The 17781-nt window shown below is 61.8% G+C and carries 17 protein-coding genes; 11 read left to right on the top strand and 6 right to left on the bottom strand.

Annotated features, from left to right (window positions below):
- The first annotated feature begins 437 nt into the window (after window positions 1-437).
- The 10 genes from BEN48_RS15375 (at window position 438) to BEN48_RS15330 (ending at window position 9846) form a co-directional block, all read left to right on the top strand.
- The gene (locus BEN48_RS15375) at window positions 438-1013 is read left to right on the top strand and encodes an NUDIX domain-containing protein (protein ID WP_070735834.1); all 576 of its coding nucleotides are present in this window, start codon (window positions 438-440) and stop codon (window positions 1011-1013) included.
- 107 nt (window positions 1014-1120) lie between these two features.
- The gene (locus BEN48_RS15370) at window positions 1121-1948 is read left to right on the top strand and encodes a lysophospholipid acyltransferase family protein (protein WP_070735832.1); all 828 of its coding nucleotides are present in this window, start codon (window positions 1121-1123) and stop codon (window positions 1946-1948) included.
- A 26-nt stretch (window positions 1949-1974) separates the two neighbouring features.
- Window positions 1975-2262: an Asp-tRNA(Asn)/Glu-tRNA(Gln) amidotransferase subunit GatC gene (gene gatC, locus BEN48_RS15365; RefSeq protein ID WP_070724715.1), complete on the top strand. Its 288-nt coding sequence runs from the start codon at window positions 1975-1977 to the stop codon at window positions 2260-2262.
- 12 nt (window positions 2263-2274) lie between these two features.
- On the top strand, window positions 2275-3345 hold the full coding sequence (locus tag BEN48_RS15360; RefSeq protein WP_125932681.1) for a hypothetical protein: 1071 nt from the start codon (window positions 2275-2277) through the stop codon (window positions 3343-3345).
- The gene (locus BEN48_RS15355) at window positions 3336-5048 is read left to right on the top strand and encodes a tetratricopeptide repeat protein (RefSeq protein ID WP_125932680.1); all 1713 of its coding nucleotides are present in this window, start codon (window positions 3336-3338) and stop codon (window positions 5046-5048) included. Before BEN48_RS15360 ends, BEN48_RS15355 begins: the two co-directional genes overlap by 10 nt.
- Before the next feature lie 12 nt (window positions 5049-5060).
- The gene (locus BEN48_RS15350; protein WP_070735827.1) at window positions 5061-5780 is read left to right on the top strand and encodes an ABC transporter ATP-binding protein; all 720 of its coding nucleotides are present in this window, start codon (window positions 5061-5063) and stop codon (window positions 5778-5780) included.
- Window positions 5781-5844: 64 nt separating this feature from the next.
- The gene (locus tag BEN48_RS15345; protein ID WP_070735825.1) at window positions 5845-6393 is read left to right on the top strand and encodes a cob(I)yrinic acid a,c-diamide adenosyltransferase; all 549 of its coding nucleotides are present in this window, start codon (window positions 5845-5847) and stop codon (window positions 6391-6393) included.
- Between the two features lie 163 nt (window positions 6394-6556).
- Window positions 6557-7618, top strand: a complete 1062-nt coding sequence (locus BEN48_RS15340; RefSeq protein ID WP_094122970.1) for a branched-chain amino acid aminotransferase — start codon at window positions 6557-6559, stop codon at window positions 7616-7618.
- Between the two features lie 210 nt (window positions 7619-7828).
- Entirely contained in the window at window positions 7829-8932 is a 1104-nt protein-coding gene (gene gcvT, locus BEN48_RS15335) for a glycine cleavage system aminomethyltransferase GcvT (RefSeq protein ID WP_193408685.1), read from the top strand.
- A gap of 191 nt (window positions 8933-9123) precedes the next feature.
- Window positions 9124-9846 carry a 2-phosphosulfolactate phosphatase gene (locus BEN48_RS15330; RefSeq protein WP_070735821.1) on the top strand — a complete coding sequence of 241 codons (723 nt, stop codon included), beginning with the start codon at window positions 9124-9126 and terminating at the stop codon, window positions 9844-9846.
- 198 nt (window positions 9847-10044) lie between these two features.
- Here the strand turns inward: BEN48_RS15330 and BEN48_RS15325 are convergent, their stop codons facing one another.
- Window positions 10045-10371 (bottom strand): nucleotide pyrophosphohydrolase, encoded by a 327-nt coding sequence (locus BEN48_RS15325; RefSeq protein WP_070735819.1) that lies wholly within the window; start codon window positions 10369-10371, stop codon window positions 10045-10047.
- Between the two features lie 21 nt (window positions 10372-10392).
- On the bottom strand, window positions 10393-10839 hold the full coding sequence (gene dtd, locus BEN48_RS15320; RefSeq protein WP_070735817.1) for a D-aminoacyl-tRNA deacylase: 447 nt from the start codon (window positions 10837-10839) through the stop codon (window positions 10393-10395).
- Between the two features lie 89 nt (window positions 10840-10928).
- On the opposite strand from dtd, the gene BEN48_RS15315 reads away from it, so the two are divergent.
- Window positions 10929-12449, top strand: a complete 1521-nt coding sequence (locus tag BEN48_RS15315; RefSeq protein WP_070735815.1) for a hypothetical protein — start codon at window positions 10929-10931, stop codon at window positions 12447-12449.
- A 12-nt stretch (window positions 12450-12461) separates the two neighbouring features.
- Here the strand turns inward: BEN48_RS15315 and BEN48_RS15310 are convergent, their stop codons facing one another.
- From BEN48_RS15310 to BEN48_RS15295, 4 genes are all read right to left on the bottom strand, one after another.
- Entirely contained in the window at window positions 12462-13880 is a 1419-nt protein-coding gene (locus BEN48_RS15310; protein ID WP_070735813.1) for a hypothetical protein, read from the bottom strand.
- 30 nt (window positions 13881-13910) lie between these two features.
- Window positions 13911-15152, bottom strand: coding sequence for an OmpP1/FadL family transporter (locus BEN48_RS15305; protein ID WP_070735811.1), 1242 nt, complete (start codon window positions 15150-15152; stop codon window positions 13911-13913).
- Window positions 15153-15298: 146 nt separating this feature from the next.
- Window positions 15299-16336, bottom strand: a complete 1038-nt coding sequence (mltG, locus tag BEN48_RS15300; protein ID WP_070735809.1) for an endolytic transglycosylase MltG — start codon at window positions 16334-16336, stop codon at window positions 15299-15301.
- 158 nt (window positions 16337-16494) lie between these two features.
- The gene (locus BEN48_RS15295; protein ID WP_070735807.1) at window positions 16495-17661 is read right to left on the bottom strand and encodes a ribonuclease D; all 1167 of its coding nucleotides are present in this window, start codon (window positions 17659-17661) and stop codon (window positions 16495-16497) included.
- Between the last annotated feature and the right edge of the window lie 120 nt (window positions 17662-17781).

The raw sequence follows: 17781 nt of genomic DNA, 5'->3' as shown, positions 1-17781 counted from the left end.
TGCAAGATGACCGGAAAGTGAACGGTCGGCTTGCCTTAATAAAGTACGCTGATAGGGGAAGTGGGGTTGGGCGGCCAGCCCCAGCAAACCAGTCAATGGAGCCAGGTAATGCACAAAAAAAAAGGCCACCGCACGAGTGCGATGGCCTTAAAGTGGCGGGTCTGATTTAGAGGTGTCTACCCCACCTGGTCAATCAGAGCGCCGCCGCACGAGAGGTCCTTCCTTTCCACATTTCCAGCCCGTGCGGGGGTACTTATGCCTCAAAGGTAGTAAATAGTCGCGAGCGAACGAAATCTTATTTGGATTAACCAGTGATTTTAGCCGGCCAACGGAGCGAATTGCCCGGTGAGGGTAATGTCAACGTCAATAACGAGCAAATTGCCTTTCCTCAATAAACGTTAAATTTACGGCATCATTCTGCCTGTTTTATTAATTATATGGCCACTGTTTTTACTCTGCAATTTGACGAAACCCATAACCCATGGCAAACCCTGAGCACGGAGGTGAAATACAATAATTCTTGGATTTCGGTGCGCGAAGACCAGGTGCTGAACCCAGGCGGGGGAGCGGGTATCTATGGTGTGGTGAGCATGAAAAACAAGGCCCTGGGCATAGTGCCCGTTGATGCCGAAGGCAATACCTGGCTGGTGGGCCAGTACCGCTACCCCCTGAACGAGTACAGTTGGGAAATCCCCATGGGCGGGGGCCTGATTGAGCACGATATTCTGGCATCGGCGCAGCGCGAGCTGAAGGAAGAAACCGGCCTCACGGCTGCCCGCTGGACCCGTATTGCCCGCCTGCACACTTCCAACTCCGTCACCGATGAAGAAGGCTTTGTGTTCCTGGCCGAAGACCTTACCCAAGGCGACCTGGAGCCGGAAGAGACCGAAGACCTGCGCTTGTGGAAACTGCCCCTGGCCGAAGCCATCTGCATGGTGATGGACGACCGGATTACCGATGGCATCAGCGTAGCGGGCTTGCTGAAGGCTGAGAAATTCCTGGCAAGCCGCTAGCTGCAAAAACCTTGTGGCCGGGTGGCGCGGCTGGCTTGGGAGGACGTTCCTGCTTCCATCCTCTGAGACTGCCAGCCCCTCATTGGCCAGTGCCTAACTTTGTTGCTATGCGCCACCTGCTTCGTTACATTGGCCAGCGTCTTTACACTACCTGGGCCGTTTTCTGGTTCCTGGTGCCGTTCGTGCTCATCTACCCGCTGCAGTGGTATTTCAGCCGGCGGCCAGACGGCGGCGGCGTGGTACACGCTCTGAACCGTTTCTGGTCGACACTGTCCATTACCATGTGGGGTGTGCCGGTGGAAGTGCTGCGGCACAGCCAGGAGCCCACCCCGCGGCCCTGCGTGTACGTGGCCAACCACGGCTCGTATGTCGATATTATGATGCTGTTTAAGTACATTCCCGGGTTCCTGAACATGATGGGAAAGTCCTCGCTGGCCAAGGTGCCGCTGTGGGGCCCCACCTTTGGACGTGTGTACGTGACGGTGGACCGGACCAGTGCCGTAAGCCGGGGCCGGGCCATGGTGGCGGCGCGGCGCGGGCTGGCGCAGGGCAAGAGCATTGCCATCTTTGCCGAAGGCCGTATTTCTCCCAGTCCGGGCCGCGAGCTGCTGCCCTTGCTGGATGGTGCTTTCCAGTTGGCCATCGAAGCCGGGGTGCCCCTGGTGCCCGTGTGCATGCCCCTAAACCACATGTTTATGCCCGATGTGAAGAAAGACCTGCGTGTGCGCTACCATCGGCTTAAAATTGTATTTCATCCGCCCATTTCAACCACTAGCCTGACTTTGGCCGATATTCCGGCCCTGAAAGCGCGGGTAGCGGCCCAGCTGGCCGAAGACTTCCTGCCCGAAGGAGCCGTAAAGCCCGGCCCCAGCACGTGGCGGGCACCGACACCTGTTGCTTCCCCAAAGGACCAGCCGCAGTCCGTCAATTCCTGATTTGTATTCTATTATCCTGCATTCCCTTGAGCACTGACCTTGGTACCCTGCGCGGCCTGGCCCATCTGGCCCGCCTCGAATTCGACGAAACCCGCGAGCAGCAGATGCTGGGCGATTTGAACAACATCCTTGATTTTGTGGCCCAGCTCGAAGGTGTGGACACGACGGGCGTGGAGCCGCTGGTGCACCTTTCCCAGGAAGTGAACGTGCTGCGTGACGACGACGCCCGCAACACCGTGAGCCACCAAGACGGCCTGCGCAACGCCCCCCGCAAGGATTCGGACTACTTCCGGGTGCCCAAAGTACTGGAGTAGTTGAGTACGAAATTGCTCTCTACCCGTGCCTGGCGGCCCAGCTGGCTGGCCGTACTGGCCACGCTGGCGGTGGGGCTGGTGGTGTTTTACTACTTCACCGGGGCCGATGCCACGCTGCCGGTTCGCCTGGTGCCGCAGCTGCAGGAAATTCCGCTCATGCTGGAATCCGTAGCGGCCGGGCCCGTGCGCCTGCCCATTCAGGCCAGTGGCCTGGTCACTACCCTCACGCACGACGTGGTGGGACCCTTTACGGCGCCGGTTGCCGCTGCCTGTTTGCTGGTGCTCCTGGCCGTGGTGCTGGCCGGCTGGACCGCCGTGGTGAGCACGCTTGCGCGCACGGCTTTCGTGGCGGGCATGGTACCGGTTATCTTTTTCCTGCTGTCGCTGAATACGGAGTCTCTGGGGATTTTCGGCAGCGGCGAACGGTACTTTCTCTACCTGATGCTGGGCGTGGTGGGCGGCGGCGCCTTTGGCCTGCACGCCTTTGCCGAGAGCCTGTCCCTGGCCCGCCGTGGCCTGATAATGAGCCTGCTGGTAGCGGCCGTGGGCGGGCTCCTGTTTGCACAAAGCCAGCTGCCAGCCGTAGAAACGGTCCTGCAGCTGGCGGCCTACGCTACGCCGGGCGGTGCGGTGCTGTTTGCTCTGCTCGTACTGTGGGTGGGCGTGGAGAATATCCGGGCCCTGCTGTGGTTTAATACGCAGGCCGAGCAGCCCGGCAGCCGGTTTGGGCTGTGGCCTTTTGTGGCGGCGAGTCTGCTGTATCTGGGTGTGTTGTTTCTGTACGTCTGGAATGGTAACACCCTGCAGCTGCTGCCGGGCCTGGCCCTGGACCCGCTGGTGCTGCTACTGCCCGCCGTGCTTGTTAGTGGGGTGGGCCTGCGCCTGCGGGCACCCAGCTATGGCCAATGGGTGCCCTATGCCCAGGGCATGGCGCAGCTATACCCGGTGCTGGTGATGGGGGCGGCGGGGGCGTTGGCTTATGCCTTTGCACCGACAATACCCCGTTGCTGGTGGCGGCCCGCAGCTTTACCGGGCTGGCGCTGCTGCTGGTGGGTATTGGTTTTTTTGTTTATGTGCTTGTGAATTTCATGCCGCTCATTCAGCGGCGGCTGCGGGTGTACCGGGTGGTGTTTGAGCCGCGGCGACTACCGTTCTACACGGTGTACATACTGGCGCTGGGCGGCATTGCCATGGTGCAGACCCGGGAAAACCTGCCCTTGCCCGACCAGGTGCGGGCAGGCCAGTACAACAACCTGGGCGACCTCACCCGCCAGCAAAGCGAAGCGCAGCCCGACGACCTCAGCCTGGCCCTGCTGGCTGAACGCTACTACGCCGAGAGCGGGGACGTGCTGTACCGCGGCAACCTGCACGCCCAGATGGGCCGGGCCGCGCTCTACCGCTTCCGCCAGCAGCGTCAGAACGAAATCAACGCCCTGAACCGAACCCTGCTGCGGGCGCCGAACGAGAAAGTGTCGCTGCGGCTGGCGGCCCTGCACCGCGACCCTAATGACCTGTTTGAGGCCCTGGATATTCTGCGGCGGGGCCTGCGGGCCATGCCCCAAAGCGCGGCCCTCACCGGCGATTTGGCGCAGTTCTTCACCCAGACCGCCCTCACCGATTCTGTGGCCTTCTACCTGGACAAGACCGAAGAACTGGCGCCGGGCAGCTACGCCAGCAAAACCAACCAACTGGGCTTTTTGCTGAATCAAAACCTGCTGAGCGAAGCCCAAAAGCTTCGCGACAAGCATATCGCCCAGGCCAATGAGCCTGCGCTGGCCAGCAACTACACGCTGCTGCAGCTACTGGGCGTATCGGCTAAGCCGGAAGCTACACCGGCCGGGCCCGCTCAGGTAATGGCGTTGGACGATGCCAACTTCGCGCAGCTCTATCACATAGTGCTGCTAAATGCCACCGCGCACCCCGACCGGCTTACGACGCCATTGCTGGCGCGGCTGGCGGACCTGGCCAACGAGCCGGCAAATGAGAACTATTACGAACAGCTGCTCTTTCTGCAGGCCCTGGCACGCCATGCGCGCGGGGAGGAGCAAATGGCCCGGCAGCTGCTGCTGCCCTTGGCCAGCGGCACCACGGCCAGTGCTGCCTACTACCAGCAGCTGCTGGGCATGTGGCAGCTGCAGCAGGGGCAGTACGCCACCGCGGCCAACCAACTGGAGTTTGCGGCCACCAACGGCGCTACCCAGGCCCGCGAGGCCCGCGTGTATGCCTTAGCCCTAGGCGGCCGCCCCGATTCGGCACGCACGGCCGCGCTCCGGCTCGTGGCGGCTACCGATTCGGGGCAGCGGCAGTGGGGGCGGCAGGCCCTGCGTGCGCTGGCCACGGGTCTCTCACCTTCAGCCAACAAAAGCCCGGCCCGCGTGGGGGACAGCTGGTTGCGCCTGGCTCAACAAGCCGAGCAGCAAAAGAACGACGCGGCTGCCGCTAAGAACTACCAACGCATTGTGCGCGAGGCGCCTTTCAACGAAGAGGCCGTGCTGGTGGCTGGCCGCTACTACTCGCGCCGCCGCAACTACCCGGCGGCGTATGAAGCGCTGCGGGCCGGCCTGGCCGAAAACCCTGAGTCGCTGGCGTTGTTGCGAGCCTACGTGCTGGCTGCCGCCGATGCCGGGCTGACCGAGTACGCGGTGGATGCCCGGGCGCAGTTACGCCAGCGGCTGCCTGCGGCGGCATATGCTACTTTAGCTACTGAATATGCTGCGCGCGCTGCAACCCGCGCGGCGCAGGCCGACTCTTTTTCTGTGGCTCCGGCCGCCTCACCTCTGCAATAAGCCCTCAGCGTCATGAATCCCAACGTCATCGAAACCACGGACATTGCTAAAGCTTACGTAATGGGCGCGGAGGTTATTCACGCTTTGCGCTCGGTAAGCATCAAGATTCCGCGTGGCGAGTACGTGGCGTTCATGGGTCCATCGGGCTCGGGCAAGTCTACGCTGATGAACATTGTGGGCTGCCTGGACACGCCAAGCAAGGGCCAGTACATCCTCAACGGGCAGGACGTGAGCCGGATGAGCGACAACCAGCTGGCGGAAGTACGCAACAAGGAAATCGGCTTCGTTTTCCAGAGCTTCAACCTGCTGCCCCGCGCCAGTGCCCTCGACAACGTGGCCCTGCCGCTTATTTATGCGGGCCTCAACAAGCGCGAACGCAACGAGCGGGCGCTGGAGTCGTTGCGGGCCGTGGGCCTGGCCGACCGCGCCTCGCACCGGCCCAATGAGCTCAGCGGGGGCCAGCGCCAGCGCGTGGCCATTGCCCGGGCCCTGGTAAACAACCCCAGCGTGCTGCTGGCCGACGAACCTACGGGCGCCCTGGATTCCAAGACCAGCCACGAAATCATGGATTTGTTTGAGGCGCTGTATGCCAAAGGCAACACCATCATCATGGTGACGCACGAGGAGGACATTGCCCGCTATGCGCACCGCATTGTGCGCCTGCGCGACGGCCTGGTGGAATCCGATGAGATAAACCACAACGTTCATTCACACGCGGTAGCGGAGCATTGATATCCCTGCGGGCCGACAATTGCGCCACAAGCAGTCGGCAGTGCATCATTAACAACTACCAGCCATGAAAATATACACCAAAACCGGCGACACCGGCCTTACTTCCCTCATTGGGGGCACGCGCGTGCCGAAGAGCAGCCTGCGCATTGAGTGCTACGGCACGGTAGACGAGCTGAACTCCTATATCGGGCTGGTGCGCGACCAGGACGTGAACGCTGCCCGCCGGCCGCTGCTCAAGGAAATTCAGGACCGCCTCTTCACCATGGGCTCGGCCCTGGCCGCCGACCCGGACAAATCGAAGATGAAGCTGCCCGACCTGCACGCGGGTGATGTGACGCTGCTGGAAGAAGAAATGGACCGCATGAACACCGAATTGCCGGAGCTGCGGGCGTTTATTCTGCCGGGTGGGCACCCGGCCGTTAGCCACGCCCACGTGGCGCGGTGCGTGTGCCGCCGGGCCGAGCGCATGGTCATTCACCTGAGCGAGGAATCTTTTGTAGCAGAACTCGTTATCGTTTATTTAAACCGCCTCTCTGATTACCTGTTTGTGCTTAGCCGGTACATGGCGCACGAACTGGGCGTGGAGGAGGTGACCTGGAAGGCCCGTCTTTAGGCCGATTGCCTCCGCTGTGACTGGGCTGGTTAACGCTAGGCCGGCACCGGAACCGTCCTGATTTGTTGCCAGTCGGCTACTGGTTTTTAAAGTTTTAGCCACCCTGTTCTCAAACTTCACACTCAGAAAATCCCACCCATCTGTATTCCCAAAGAGCTCCATTATGATAGACATTCTTCCCATTCGCACGCAACGTTCCACTACCTCACGTCTGGCCGAACTGGACCCCAAGCTGGAATTCGGCAAGGTGTATTCTGACCACATGTTTGTTGTGGATTTCCACAATGGCGAATGGCAGGAAGCGCAAATCTTGCCGTTTGGCGACATGGTCGTGAGCCCCGCCAACTCGGCGCTGCACTACGGCCAAGCCATTTTTGAAGGCATGAAAGCCTATCACCAGGCCGATGGCGGGGTGGCTCTGTTTCGTCCTTCAGACAATTGGGCCCGGTTCAATGCCTCGGCTGAGCGCATGTGCATGCCGCACATTCCCGAGGAGCTGTTTATGCAGGGCCTCCTCGAATTGCTGCGCCTGGATACCGCCTGGGTGCCTACGGCTACGGGCAGCTCGCTCTACATCCGTCCGTTTATGTTTGCCACCGATGGCTTCATCGGCGTGCGGCCGTCGGAGTCCTACCGCTTCATGATTTTTACGAGCCCCGTGGGCCTGTACTACAACAAGGCCCTGCGCGTGCGCTTCGAGCAGAAGTACGTGCGCTCGGCCGAAGGCGGCGCGGGCTTTGCCAAAAACGCCGGCAACTACGGCGCGGCCATGTACCCTACCAAGCTGGCCCAGGCAGAAGGCTACAACCAGCTCATCTGGACCGATGCTTCGGAGCACCAGTACGTGGAAGAGTCGGGCACGATGAACGCCGTTTTTGTCATTGACGGCCGCGTGGTGACGCCCGCGCTTAGCACGTCCATCCTCGATGGCATCACGCGCCGTAGCGTGCTGCAGCTGGCCCGCGACATGGGCCTAGTGGTAGAGGAGCGCAAAGTGAGCAGCCGCGAAATAATGGAAGCGCTGGCTGCCGGCAAGTTGGAAGAAGCTTTCGGTGTAGGCACGGCCGCTACCATTGCGCCCATTGCCACCATCGGCTACGAAGGCCAGGACTACCATCTGCCCGAAGTGGCCCCCAATGCCTTCTCGAAGCGCGTGGGAGCGGCCCTGGATGCCATTCGCTCCGGCGAAGGTGCCGACGTGCACAACTGGATGGTGCGCGTGTAGCGAGTGAGTAGGCCGTCGTGCTGAGCTTGTCGATGCATCTCTACCCCGTAAATAATCAGATTTACTGCTGCGGTAGAGATGCTTCGACAAGCTCAGCATGACGGGTTATAATCAAAAGCCGCTTCGCTCAGAGGCGGCTTTTCTTTTTTGCCGCACCTTTGCACCATCAAGTACATTCCCACACAGCCAACCCGCCACTCAGTCACTCTTATGACCGTTTCCCTGAAAACCGTTACCCTCGACGAAACCCACCGCAAGCTGGGTGCTAAAATGGTGCCCTTTGCCGGCTACGACATGCCCGTGCGGTACTCTTCTGACCTGGACGAGCACCACACCGTGCGGCGCGCAGTGGGCATTTTCGATGTGTCGCACATGGGCGAGTTCCGGGTGCGCGGCCCGCAGGCCCTGCCGCTCATTCAGCGCGTGACCAGCAACGATGCCAGCAAGCTGACCGATGGCAAAGCCCAGTATTCCTGCCTGCCTAACCAGGACGGCGGCATTGTGGACGACCTGCTGGTGTACAAGCTGGCCGATGAAGACTACTTGCTGGTGGTGAACGCCTCCAACATTGAAAAAGACTGGAACTGGATTCAGCAGCACAACCACGACGGTGCGGAAATGGAAGACATTTCGGACCGCACTAGCTTGTTTGCGGTGCAGGGGCCCAAAGCCTCGGCCGCACTGCAGGCTCTCACCGACGTGGACCTGAGCAGCATTCCGTACTACTCCTTCGTGCAGGGCACCTTTGCCGGGGCACCCAACGTCATTATCTCGGCCACGGGCTACACCGGCGCTGGCGGCTTTGAGCTGTACATCCCGAACGAAAGCGCTGCGGCGGTGTGGGATAAAATCATGACCGCAGGCAAAGAATACGGCATCAAGCCCATTGGCCTCGGGGCCCGCGATACCCTGCGCCTGGAAATGGGCTTTGCACTCTATGGCAACGACATCGACGACACTACCTCGCCGCTGGAAGCTGGTTTGGGCTGGATTACGAAATTTACCAAAGACTTCACCAACGCTGAAAACCTCAAAAAGCAGAAGGAAGCGGGCGTCAACAAAAAGCTCGTCGCCTTCATCATGGACGGCACCGGCATCCCCCGCGGTCATTACGAACTGGTAGATGCCGAAGGCCAGAAGATTGGCGACGTGACGAGCGGCACCCAGTCGCCTTCGCTCAGCAAAGGCATCGGCATGGGCTATGTTAAAACCGAATTTGCCGCGCCCGGCACCCAGATTTTCGTGCAGATTCGCGGCAAGAACCTGCCCGCTACGGTGAACAAGCTGCCCCTGACCAAAGGAGCAGAAGTATAAACGGTTATTAATCAGATTGTTTCTGAATAAAAGAACGTCATGCTGAGCGCCGTCGAAGCACCTCGAGTGTGGTAGTAAACCCAATCGATTGGACTACCTACAGCAAGCGAGGTGCTTCGACGGCGCTCAGCATGACGTTCTTTTTTACTCGTGAATAAGTCTATTACTTGCTAATCCCTAACCACTAAAAAGTGCCCAAAGTAGATATTTGCTTTTCGCCGGAGCTGCTGCACCTGTATGACCTGCGGGGGAAAGTGGCCGTTATCGTGGATATTCTGCGGGCCTCCAGCACCATAGTCACGGCATTGGGGGAGGGCGTGACGCATGTTTTTCCGGTGGCCACGCTGGACGAATGCACCGCCTATGGCCAGGAACACGGCTGCCTGACCGCCGCCGAGCGCGACGGCCTGCCCGCCGCCGGCTTCGACCTGGGTAACTCTCCGTTTGGGTTTCTGGATGCCCGGCGGCCGGTTCAGGGCCGCGCCTTGTCCATCAGCACCACCAATGGCACCATGGCCCTGCGTCGTTCCCTGGCCGCCGATGCCGTGGTAGTGGGTTCCTTTCTAAACCTGGCGGCCGTGGCCGATTTTGTCCGGGCGCAGGGCCGCGACGTGCTGGTGGTATGTGCCGGTTGGAAAGGCCAGTTCTGCCTCGAAGACACCGTATTTGGCGGTGCCCTGGCGGCGCGGCTGACGCCGGACTTTGACGTGCGCAGCTCCGATGCTACCCTGGCCGCGCTGCACCTCTGGCAGCAGGGTGAGCCAAACCTGTCCAATTACCTGTTGCAGTCAGCGCATGTGCGCCGCCTCAATTCACTGGAGGCCAGCAAGGACTTTGAGTTTTGCCTGCAAATCGACGCCTACGCCCAAGTGCTGCCCCGCTGGCAGCACGACCGGCTCATAAATAACGGTTAGTTGTACCGCGCTGGCGCGCGTCTGCGACGCGCTGCCTTCTGGTTTCGCGTCTGCGACGCGGGGGCGAACAACCGATAGTGGGCCCTTATCAACGGCCCCAACCCGAGCCACAGGCTCGCAGCCAGTCGGCAGCGCGTCGCAGACGCGCGCCAGCAAGTGCCTGCGTAACGTCGGATGTTTAGCTAACCATAACCACTATTATCTCAGCTTCTCATTGTTCTGATGGCGCTGGTTGTCACGTTGGGTCTTTTTGGCTAGGTTGCGGGTGAGAGCGTCGGTCAAGTCTACGCCGGTCTGGTTGGCGAGGCAGATGACCACGAACAGCACATCGGCCAGCTCGTCGCCTAACTCGCGCCCTTTGTCGGATTCCTTGAAGGACTGCTCGCCATACTGCCGGGAAATGAGCCGGGCCACTTCGCCCACTTCCTCGGTGAGAATGGCCATGTTGGTCAGCTCGTTGAAATAACGCACGCCCGTGGTCGTAATCCAGGTGTCAACGGTCTTTTGGGCTTCTTTGATGGTCATGGTCAAGGGGGAATATGAAAGCTAGGCTGGCGAATCCAGCACAATAGTTACCGGCCCGTCGTTGAGTAGGCTGACTTTCATGTCGGCGCCGAAAATGCCGGTGGGCACGGGCTTGCCCAGCTCCGCGACCACCAGGGCCACAAACTGCTCGTAAAGAGGTTCGGCAACGGGTGGGGGCGCGGCCCCGATGTAGCTGGGGCGGTTGCCTTTGCGGGCATCGGCCAGCAGCGTGAACTGGCTCACCACCAGGATTTCGCCGCCTACGTCGGCCACGCTGCGATTCATCTGCCCGTTCTCGTCGCCGAAAATGCGGAGCTGCACCAGCTTGCGGCACATCCACGTAAGCGCGGCGGTGGTATCAGTAGGGGCGAAGCCGGCCAGGGCCAGCAGGCCCGGGCCAATCCGGCCCGTAACCTGGCCATCGACGGTGACCTGGGCCTGGCTGACGCGCTGAATAACGAGACGCATAAAAGGTGATTTTAGGGAATAAGTTGAGCACTTGTGCCAATGTTGCAGGGCCGTGCCCGACCTTCGCGGCAACCAGTGCCGATTTTTGCATGCATCCATTTGCGGCTACAAATAACGAACAGCCAGCCCCAAGCCGCTCCTTCTGGCTCGTAGGGGCGCTGCTGGCCGTGGCAGGCCTGCGGCTGTGGCGCCTCCCCGAAGCTGGCCCGCCTGACTTCGATTCGGTACTCAACTGGCAGATAGTGCAGCAGGTAGCCCATGGCGACTTTGCAAATATGTTCCAGCACGGCAGCCCAGGGTTCTTTCTGCTCTATGCCCCGGTGGCATTTTTTATCCGGGACTTTCTCGTTTTCCAAACCATCAATGCGCTGCTGGGCGTGGCAGCGCTAGGGTTTTTCTGCGGGTGGGTGTCTGGGCGCAGCCAGTTGGCGGGTCCCGAAACCGCCGCCCTGGTGGCGCTGGCGGGCACGTCGCTGCTACTCACTTTCGCCGGCCGAGATTTCACCATGAATTCGGTTGATTTGCTGGTTTTCGCATGCTTGCTGCGCAGCCACTTCCAGCGCCTGCAGCGCCCCAGTGCCGCGGCTATCCTGCTGGTAGCGGGCTGGTTGGCACTGGGGCTGAGCTTCGACTACAAGTTCCTGTTTGCGGTGCCCATTCTGGTGGTGCTGGAAGTGTGGCAGGCCGATGGCCTGTGGCGGAAGCGCGGTATCTGGGGCCGGGTGCTGCTGGTGCTGCTGGTGCCTTTTGTGGTGCTGGGTGCCGTGGGCGTGGCCGCCGGGCTGCCGTGGTACCGCTGGCTGGCGTTTTATGTGCGCGTGGTGGTACCAACTGCAGCTAACCCTGCCGGCCGCCAGCTCACCCTCGACCTGGACCTGTTTTACTACTTTCACTACCTGCTCCGCTACGAGTCGCTGCTGTTGTTGGCGGGCCTGGTGGTAGCTGCCTGGCAGGTGTGGCGCAGCCTGCGGGCGGGCACCAATTGGCGCGTGCTGCCCACCGCCTTGCTGCCGTACCTGCTGGTGTGGGCCGTGTGCCTGGTAGGGGGCATGTCGTTGCTAGTGAAAGCCCCGCGGGGGCTGCTATTTGCCTACACGCCGCTCGCCGCGCTGGCCGTGTTGAGCTTCCGGCGCGTGGTGTCGGGCTGGGCGTTGGTTGGGGGCGTGCTGATGGCCGCAGGCCTGAACCTGCGGCTGATTCAGCGGGAGCTGTTCGCTCCTTTGCCCAACCCCTACGCTAAGGTGGGCGCCTGGCTGCAGGCGCACGGCGCCACCAAAGTAGCCAGCACCGTGGGCCTGGGTGTGGCGCCTTACCTTGCTTCCAATCAGTGCCTCACCGTGGTGTACGACGAGCGCGAGCTAGCCGGCCTGCGCCGCCAGGGCTACCAATACGTTCTCCTCGATGGCTACTGGCGAGTGGCCGGCGTGCACCGGTTCGACTCGCTGCAGAAGCAGACACCCGTGGTTGCGTGGCCCGCCCCGCAGCTGCACAGCTCGCTATTATTCCTGGAGCACTCCGAATACATGGGCCTTGGTTTCGAGCGCACGCTACTGGCCGCCCGGCGCGCCACTGCCGACACGCTGGCCCTGCGTCTCTACCGCCTGCAGTAGCGCAGGCTGCGCTTACTGCGCTACCGTGGGCAGGCTGTTCACATCCACGGCCGGGATGTTGGCCCGGTAGGCTTTGTTGATGGCGGTGATGAAGGCATTGGCCAGCAACCCGTTTCCGCGAGGCGTGAGGGTGTAGTAGTCAAGCGAGAAAAAATTGCCTCGCACCAGTTCGGGAGAATACACCACGCCGCCCACCGATATAAGACCCGCCACCTGGTCAAACAGAACCACGTCCAGGTTGAGCGCCCGCTGGTTGCCATCGGGGGTAATTACCGGCATTTTGTAGACGTCGCGGGCCAGCGTCTCCAGCTCATTATTATAGCCGTTGAGCACGAAGGAAACGAAGGTCAGCTCCGATTCGTCGAGCACATCGGCGTCGCGGAGCGGGTTGCGGCTGTCGAGGCCATAGGGGAGCATAAGAGTAGCGCCGCCTACCACTACTGCCGTGGGCTGGCCCACCCGGGAGAGCAGGGGCGCCAGCACGTAGTCGCGGCTCGTAATGGGCCGCACCTGCGCCGGCCGGAAGGGGTTGCCCACGGTGATGAACACGCCGGGTGCTGCGCTGAAGCGTTCCAGCAGGGCCGTGCCGTTGCCCAGCCGCAGCAGGGGCAGCGTGGTGAGGGCCGGCAGCTTGGCAATAATGCCGGGCCGGCCGCCAGCCGCCAGCCGGTCCAGCACCTTGCGGGCATTGGTGCGCATGGTCAGCAGGGCCTGGTTTCGGAAAGCGGTACTGTCGTAGCGGCCGCCGCACTGGCCGCCGCTTTGCACGTAAGGCAGGAGGTCGTCGAGCCCCTGGAAGTAGGTGAAAAAAGTAGCGGAAGCCGCCACATCGGTCACCGCCTGCAGATAAGTGCGGGTGGTAGCCGGGGGCAGCAGGCGCTCAAAATAGGGGTTAAATGGAGCCCTGGCCACGGCCGACCCCTCGTTGCCCAACCCAGCCGTTTCAATCTGGCTGAGGGCCAGGCCTGGAATGCCCAGGTTCTGGGGCAGGGTGCTACTGGGGTTGTTGCGGGTGAGGACCCGTACGGTGTCGGGGCCAGCGCAAGTGCCGGGATTGATGATGGTGCGCCGCACGGCCTGCCCCGCCACCCGGCGCGTTTTGGGCAGTCCCGTAGCCGGGAAGTCCACTAGCTCAATAAAGCCGGAGCCCGTGCCTGCCTCCAACAGCGGCTGGGTAAAAACGGCCTCGCGCGAAGCCCCCTGAAACTGCCGGGCCAGCAGGTTGGGAAAGGAATATTCCTGGCTGGCTCGGGTGAGGCCCCCGGCGCTCACTCCGGCCGTATAGCTGTCGCCCACCGCCACGTAGCGGGTCACATCCACGCTCGTGGTGGGCGTAGGCGTATCCTGGCCCGGCGCGCAGGCGTTGAGCACGGCAGTAGCTACGGCTACCAAGCCTGTGCGGCCCAACTGAGTGAAGTAAAAAGTATTCATCGCGAAATTCGAAATCAGCAGGGAGTTGAGTTAAAAAGCCACTGCTACGCCCACCGACGCCATGTGCGTGCCGGTGCGGTAGGTGCCGCTCACGTTGGCCACCCGGTCAATAACGGGATTGGCGCGGGCGGTGCGGCGCTGGCCGTAGTCGAAGGCATAGCCGGCTTCCAGCGCCAGGCGGCCCAGCTGGTAAACGGCACCCGCCGAGGCGCCAAGGGTGTTGGTATCCACAAATTCGGGGTTGATGAACTCGTCGCGGACGGGCGTATCGGCGTAGCGCAACCCACCGAGCACGGTTAACTTGGGGGTTGCCTGATACTCGGCGCCTACCCGGAAGGCCAGGGCGTCCTCATACCGGCGGGCGGTGCTGATGCTGCGGGCCGGGGCCGTGCCACTGGCTGCCACATCCAGCTTCAACGAATCTAAGGAGCTCCAGCCGCTGAGGGTGAAGTCGAAGGTGAGCAGCAGGTTCTTGGTGATGCGGTCCGAAACCCCCACCGACAACGTGCTGGGCAGGTTAATCTGGGTTTTGAAGTCGGCCGTGCTGGGGTACAGCGAGTCGTCGCGCTCGGGCACGCCGGCGGTGGTCAGCTTGCCGTTGTTCATTTTTAGGTTCAGGCCGCTGCGGTAGCTGATGCCGAAGGCGAGGGTCTCGCCGGTGCGGCCATACAGGCCCACGTTCACGCCGTAGCCCTGGCCGCTGCTGCTAAACTTCGACTGTGCGGCCGGGTCGTCGTATTGGCCCAGCGCGCGGCGCTGGCTGTACTTGCCGTAGGCGTACACGAAGCCCACGCCGGCACTGAAGTTATCATTCAGCCGGAAGCCCACCGTGGGCTGCACAAAGTAGGTGGATAGCTGGCTTTCCTGAATAACCGAGCGGCCTTCCCAGGTATTGGGCCACTTGGTGTGATAGCCGTAGGGCATGGTCACGGCCAGGCCCACGGCCACGCGCTTGCCCACGCCATGGGTGGCGTAAAAGTAGCCGCCGGGCTGCACGGTCAGCTCCTGGTCGGTGCGCCGGTAGGTGTCCTGGCCCACAAACGATGAGCGCCGAAACTGACTTAGGTGGCCGATGCTGATGCGGGTGAGCGAATCCCCCCATTGGCCCAGCAGGCCGGGATTGGTACTCAGGCCTGCAATGCTGTTGATGTAGGCCGTGCTGGCTCCACCCAGGCCCAACACGCGGGCACCCTGCGGGCCAGTCTCAAACCCGTTGGCCGAAGCCGTTAATCCAGAGAAGACAGGTACTATAAAGAGGAGAAGTGGACGCATACGGACGCTTTTGCGGGAAATTGGGGAAACAAAAGTACGCAGCCCAGCGCTAGCACCTTAGCAGCCTGCCTGCATGGTTCGGCAGGCAATAAACTGTTCTTGGCAGCCGCAATCCCAGCGCCCCCGAAGTCGCCTTTAAGCGCTACCTACCGCTTCACCCCAAGGCTGTCGAGCCGGCGATGGTAGCGGCGGGCGTTGCGCTTGTGCTCGGCGTAAGTCTCGGCAAAATCCGAGAACCCGCTGCCGTCGGAACGGGCGCAGAAAAACAGGTTCTTGTTGTGGGCCGGGCGCAGCACCGCGTTCAGGGAGCTGGGCAGGGGCGTGGTAATGGGGCCGGGGGGCAGGCCTTTGTGCCGGTAGGTGTTGTAGGGTGAATCCACCTTTTTATCCACGTTCAGCACGCGCTTGCGGGTGCCCAGGCCGTGCAGGGGCCACAGCAGCGTGGGGTCAGCCTGCAGAGGCTGGCCGTTGCGCAGGCGGTTGAGGTACACGGCGGCAATAAGGGGCTTGTCAGTGGCCTGGGCAGTTTCGCGCTGCACAATGCTGGCCAGCACGCTCACCTGCACGGGCGTGAGCTTGAGCGAATCGGCCCGGCGGCGGCGCTCGCTGGTCCAGAAGCGGCGGTGGGTGGCGGCCACGGTGTCCAGAAAGGCTTCGGCGCCGGTATTCCATAGCAAGCGGTAGCGGCCGGGAATAAACATAGTGCGAATGGTGCAGGTGTCCAGCTGATAGCGGCCCTGCAGGCCGGCGTTGTTGCCCAGCAGCAGTTGCAGCTTAAAGGAGTCCGTTTCCAGCTGCCGGCTCACCTGGCGCGGCAGCCGGTCGAGGTAGTGAAATGGCTTCAGCTCGAATTGCATCGTGTCCTGCCGGCCTTCCGCCAGCATATGCACCAGGTCAAGATTCCCCATACCGGCGTCCAGCCGGTACCGCCCGGCTTTCACCTGCGCCGGGTACTTCTGCTGCGCCGCCACCCAGGCAAAGCTACCGGGCTCCAGCAGCAACTCGTGTTTTTGCAGCGAATCGAGCACGGCCGCGAAGCCGGTGCCACTGCGGATGTAGAGGTACGCCGGGCCTTCGGCCAAAGCCCGCACGTTGGGCCGGTACAGCAGGCGCCAGGCGGCATAGCCGCCCGCCGCCAGCACCAATAGCAGCAGTATCCCCCCCAATAAAAGACCTTGGCGCATACTCAACTGGTTTGTACTGATTCGGCCACCGCGGCCTCAAATTCTTCCCGCGCAGCCTGCCGCTCAATTTTGACCGGCGCGGCCGCCCGCGATTCACAGTTAACAAAAGGGCAGCGCTCGCCGGTTTCGTTCACGTGTTCGGCGGGATGATTTTTGGTCTAGAAGGGCTCCGCAATCTGCCGGTAATCCTCGTTGTGGCGCTCAGCCGACTCGCGGAGGAGCTGCTGCTGCCAGGGCCGCAGGGCCAACTCGGCGCCCTGCTCGATGATTTCGGCAATGAGGCGGTTGCTGAGCACCATATTGGCCAGGGTGCTGCCGTGGTCGGTTATGAGCAGGGTCTTCAGCGTGTTCAACAGGGTTTCGCGCGCTTCGGCCCGCGTAGCGGCGGGCCCGTTGAGCCGGCGCCGGAACGGAAACTTGCGCTGCTCGGGCGCCAGCGGTGCATCGGGCTCCAGGTCGGTGGTGCCGATGGCCAAAAGCTGCTCGGCGTAGGGCGAACGTTTCAGCTCGGGGTGCAGGCCATTGGCGGTGCGCAGCTGCAAGGGCGTTTCGATGGGCTGCCGCGTGAGCTCCGCCAGGCGGTCGTTGCTCACCACGTGGTAGGGCGGGCGGTCCAGCTGGCGGGCTATGGTGTCGCGCAGCATGTACAGCTCCCGGAAAATGGGCATTTCCTGGGCCGAAATCTTGTATTTGGCGGCGTTGCGCGACCACGGACGCGGGTCGTCGCGGCCGTAGCGCACGGCTTCCAGGGCCAGGTTTTCCTGGGCAGCCCAGTCGCTGCGGCCCAGCTCGGTGAGGCGGGCAGTGAGACGGTCGGTGAGCTCAAAAAGGTAGAGCACGTCGTTGGCAGCGTACTCCTTCTGGGCTTCGGTGAGGGGGCGTTTCAACCAGTTCGATTTCTGCTCGCCTTTGTCTACTTCAAAGCCGAGCTCGGCCTGAATGAGCCGGCCCAGAGAGATGTTATTGTCTTCTGCCGCAAGTAATGTAAATTGTACACTGGTGTCAACAATATTGAGGCAGTTGACCCCGAATACCTCATCCAGCAGGAGAATATCCGACTTACACGAATGAAACACTTTGGCCACGGCAGGGTCGCGGAGCACGGCAAACAGTGGCTCCAAGCCAGCAGCCATGTCGGGGAGTGGCAGTGGGTCGATTAGGTATGCTTCCTTGCCATCAAAAATCTGAATCAGGGCCAGGTGGCGCCCGTAGCGGTGGCGCATGTCGTCGAACTCCAAGTCGATGCCGATGCGGGGCAGGGTAGCAAAATGGGCAGCCGCAGTGGCAATTGCGTCGGCAGTGGTGAGGTACTGAATGAGTGGCATTGAGGCGAATGACGAAACAGCGGCGCCGGTTATGGTCGCGGCAAGGTTAGCACGGTAAAGGTAGGCACGCACAGCAGGCGCTGCTACCAACGACTGCCTGCACAGTGGCGGGTATGGGTA

Origin of the sequence: Hymenobacter glacialis (genome assembly GCF_001816165.1) — a bacterium.
Classification (GTDB): Bacteria; Bacteroidota; Bacteroidia; order Cytophagales; family Hymenobacteraceae; genus Hymenobacter; species Hymenobacter glacialis.
This window is presented reverse-complemented; position numbering and strand designations above follow the sequence as displayed.

What these genes read in the sequence shown, in the direction of transcription:
- BEN48_RS15325 (WP_070735819.1), bottom strand. Translation starts at nt 10,371, where the DNA reads ATGACCATCAAAGAAGCCCAAAAGACCGTTGACACCTGGATTACGACC.
- BEN48_RS15315 (WP_070735815.1), top strand. Translation starts at nt 10,929, where the DNA reads ATGCATCCATTTGCGGCTACAAATAACGAACAGCCAGCCCCAAGCCGC.
- BEN48_RS15345 (WP_070735825.1), top strand. Translation starts at nt 5,845, where the DNA reads ATGAAAATATACACCAAAACCGGCGACACCGGCCTTACTTCCCTCATT.
- dtd (WP_070735817.1), bottom strand. Translation starts at nt 10,839, where the DNA reads ATGCGTCTCGTTATTCAGCGCGTCAGCCAGGCCCAGGTCACCGTCGAT.
- BEN48_RS15340 (WP_094122970.1), top strand. Translation starts at nt 6,557, where the DNA reads ATGATAGACATTCTTCCCATTCGCACGCAACGTTCCACTACCTCACGT.
- BEN48_RS15310 (WP_070735813.1), bottom strand. Translation starts at nt 13,880, where the DNA reads ATGAATACTTTTTACTTCACTCAGTTGGGCCGCACAGGCTTGGTAGCC.
- BEN48_RS15305 (WP_070735811.1), bottom strand. Translation starts at nt 15,152, where the DNA reads ATGCGTCCACTTCTCCTCTTTATAGTACCTGTCTTCTCTGGATTAACG.
- BEN48_RS15375 (WP_070735834.1), top strand. Translation starts at nt 438, where the DNA reads ATGGCCACTGTTTTTACTCTGCAATTTGACGAAACCCATAACCCATGG.
- mltG (WP_070735809.1), bottom strand. Translation starts at nt 16,336, where the DNA reads ATGCGCCAAGGTCTTTTATTGGGGGGGATACTGCTGCTATTGGTGCTG.
- BEN48_RS15350 (WP_070735827.1), top strand. Translation starts at nt 5,061, where the DNA reads ATGAATCCCAACGTCATCGAAACCACGGACATTGCTAAAGCTTACGTA.
- gcvT (WP_193408685.1), top strand. Translation starts at nt 7,829, where the DNA reads ATGACCGTTTCCCTGAAAACCGTTACCCTCGACGAAACCCACCGCAAG.
- BEN48_RS15370 (WP_070735832.1), top strand. Translation starts at nt 1,121, where the DNA reads ATGCGCCACCTGCTTCGTTACATTGGCCAGCGTCTTTACACTACCTGG.
- BEN48_RS15295 (WP_070735807.1), bottom strand. Translation starts at nt 17,661, where the DNA reads ATGCCACTCATTCAGTACCTCACCACTGCCGACGCAATTGCCACTGCG.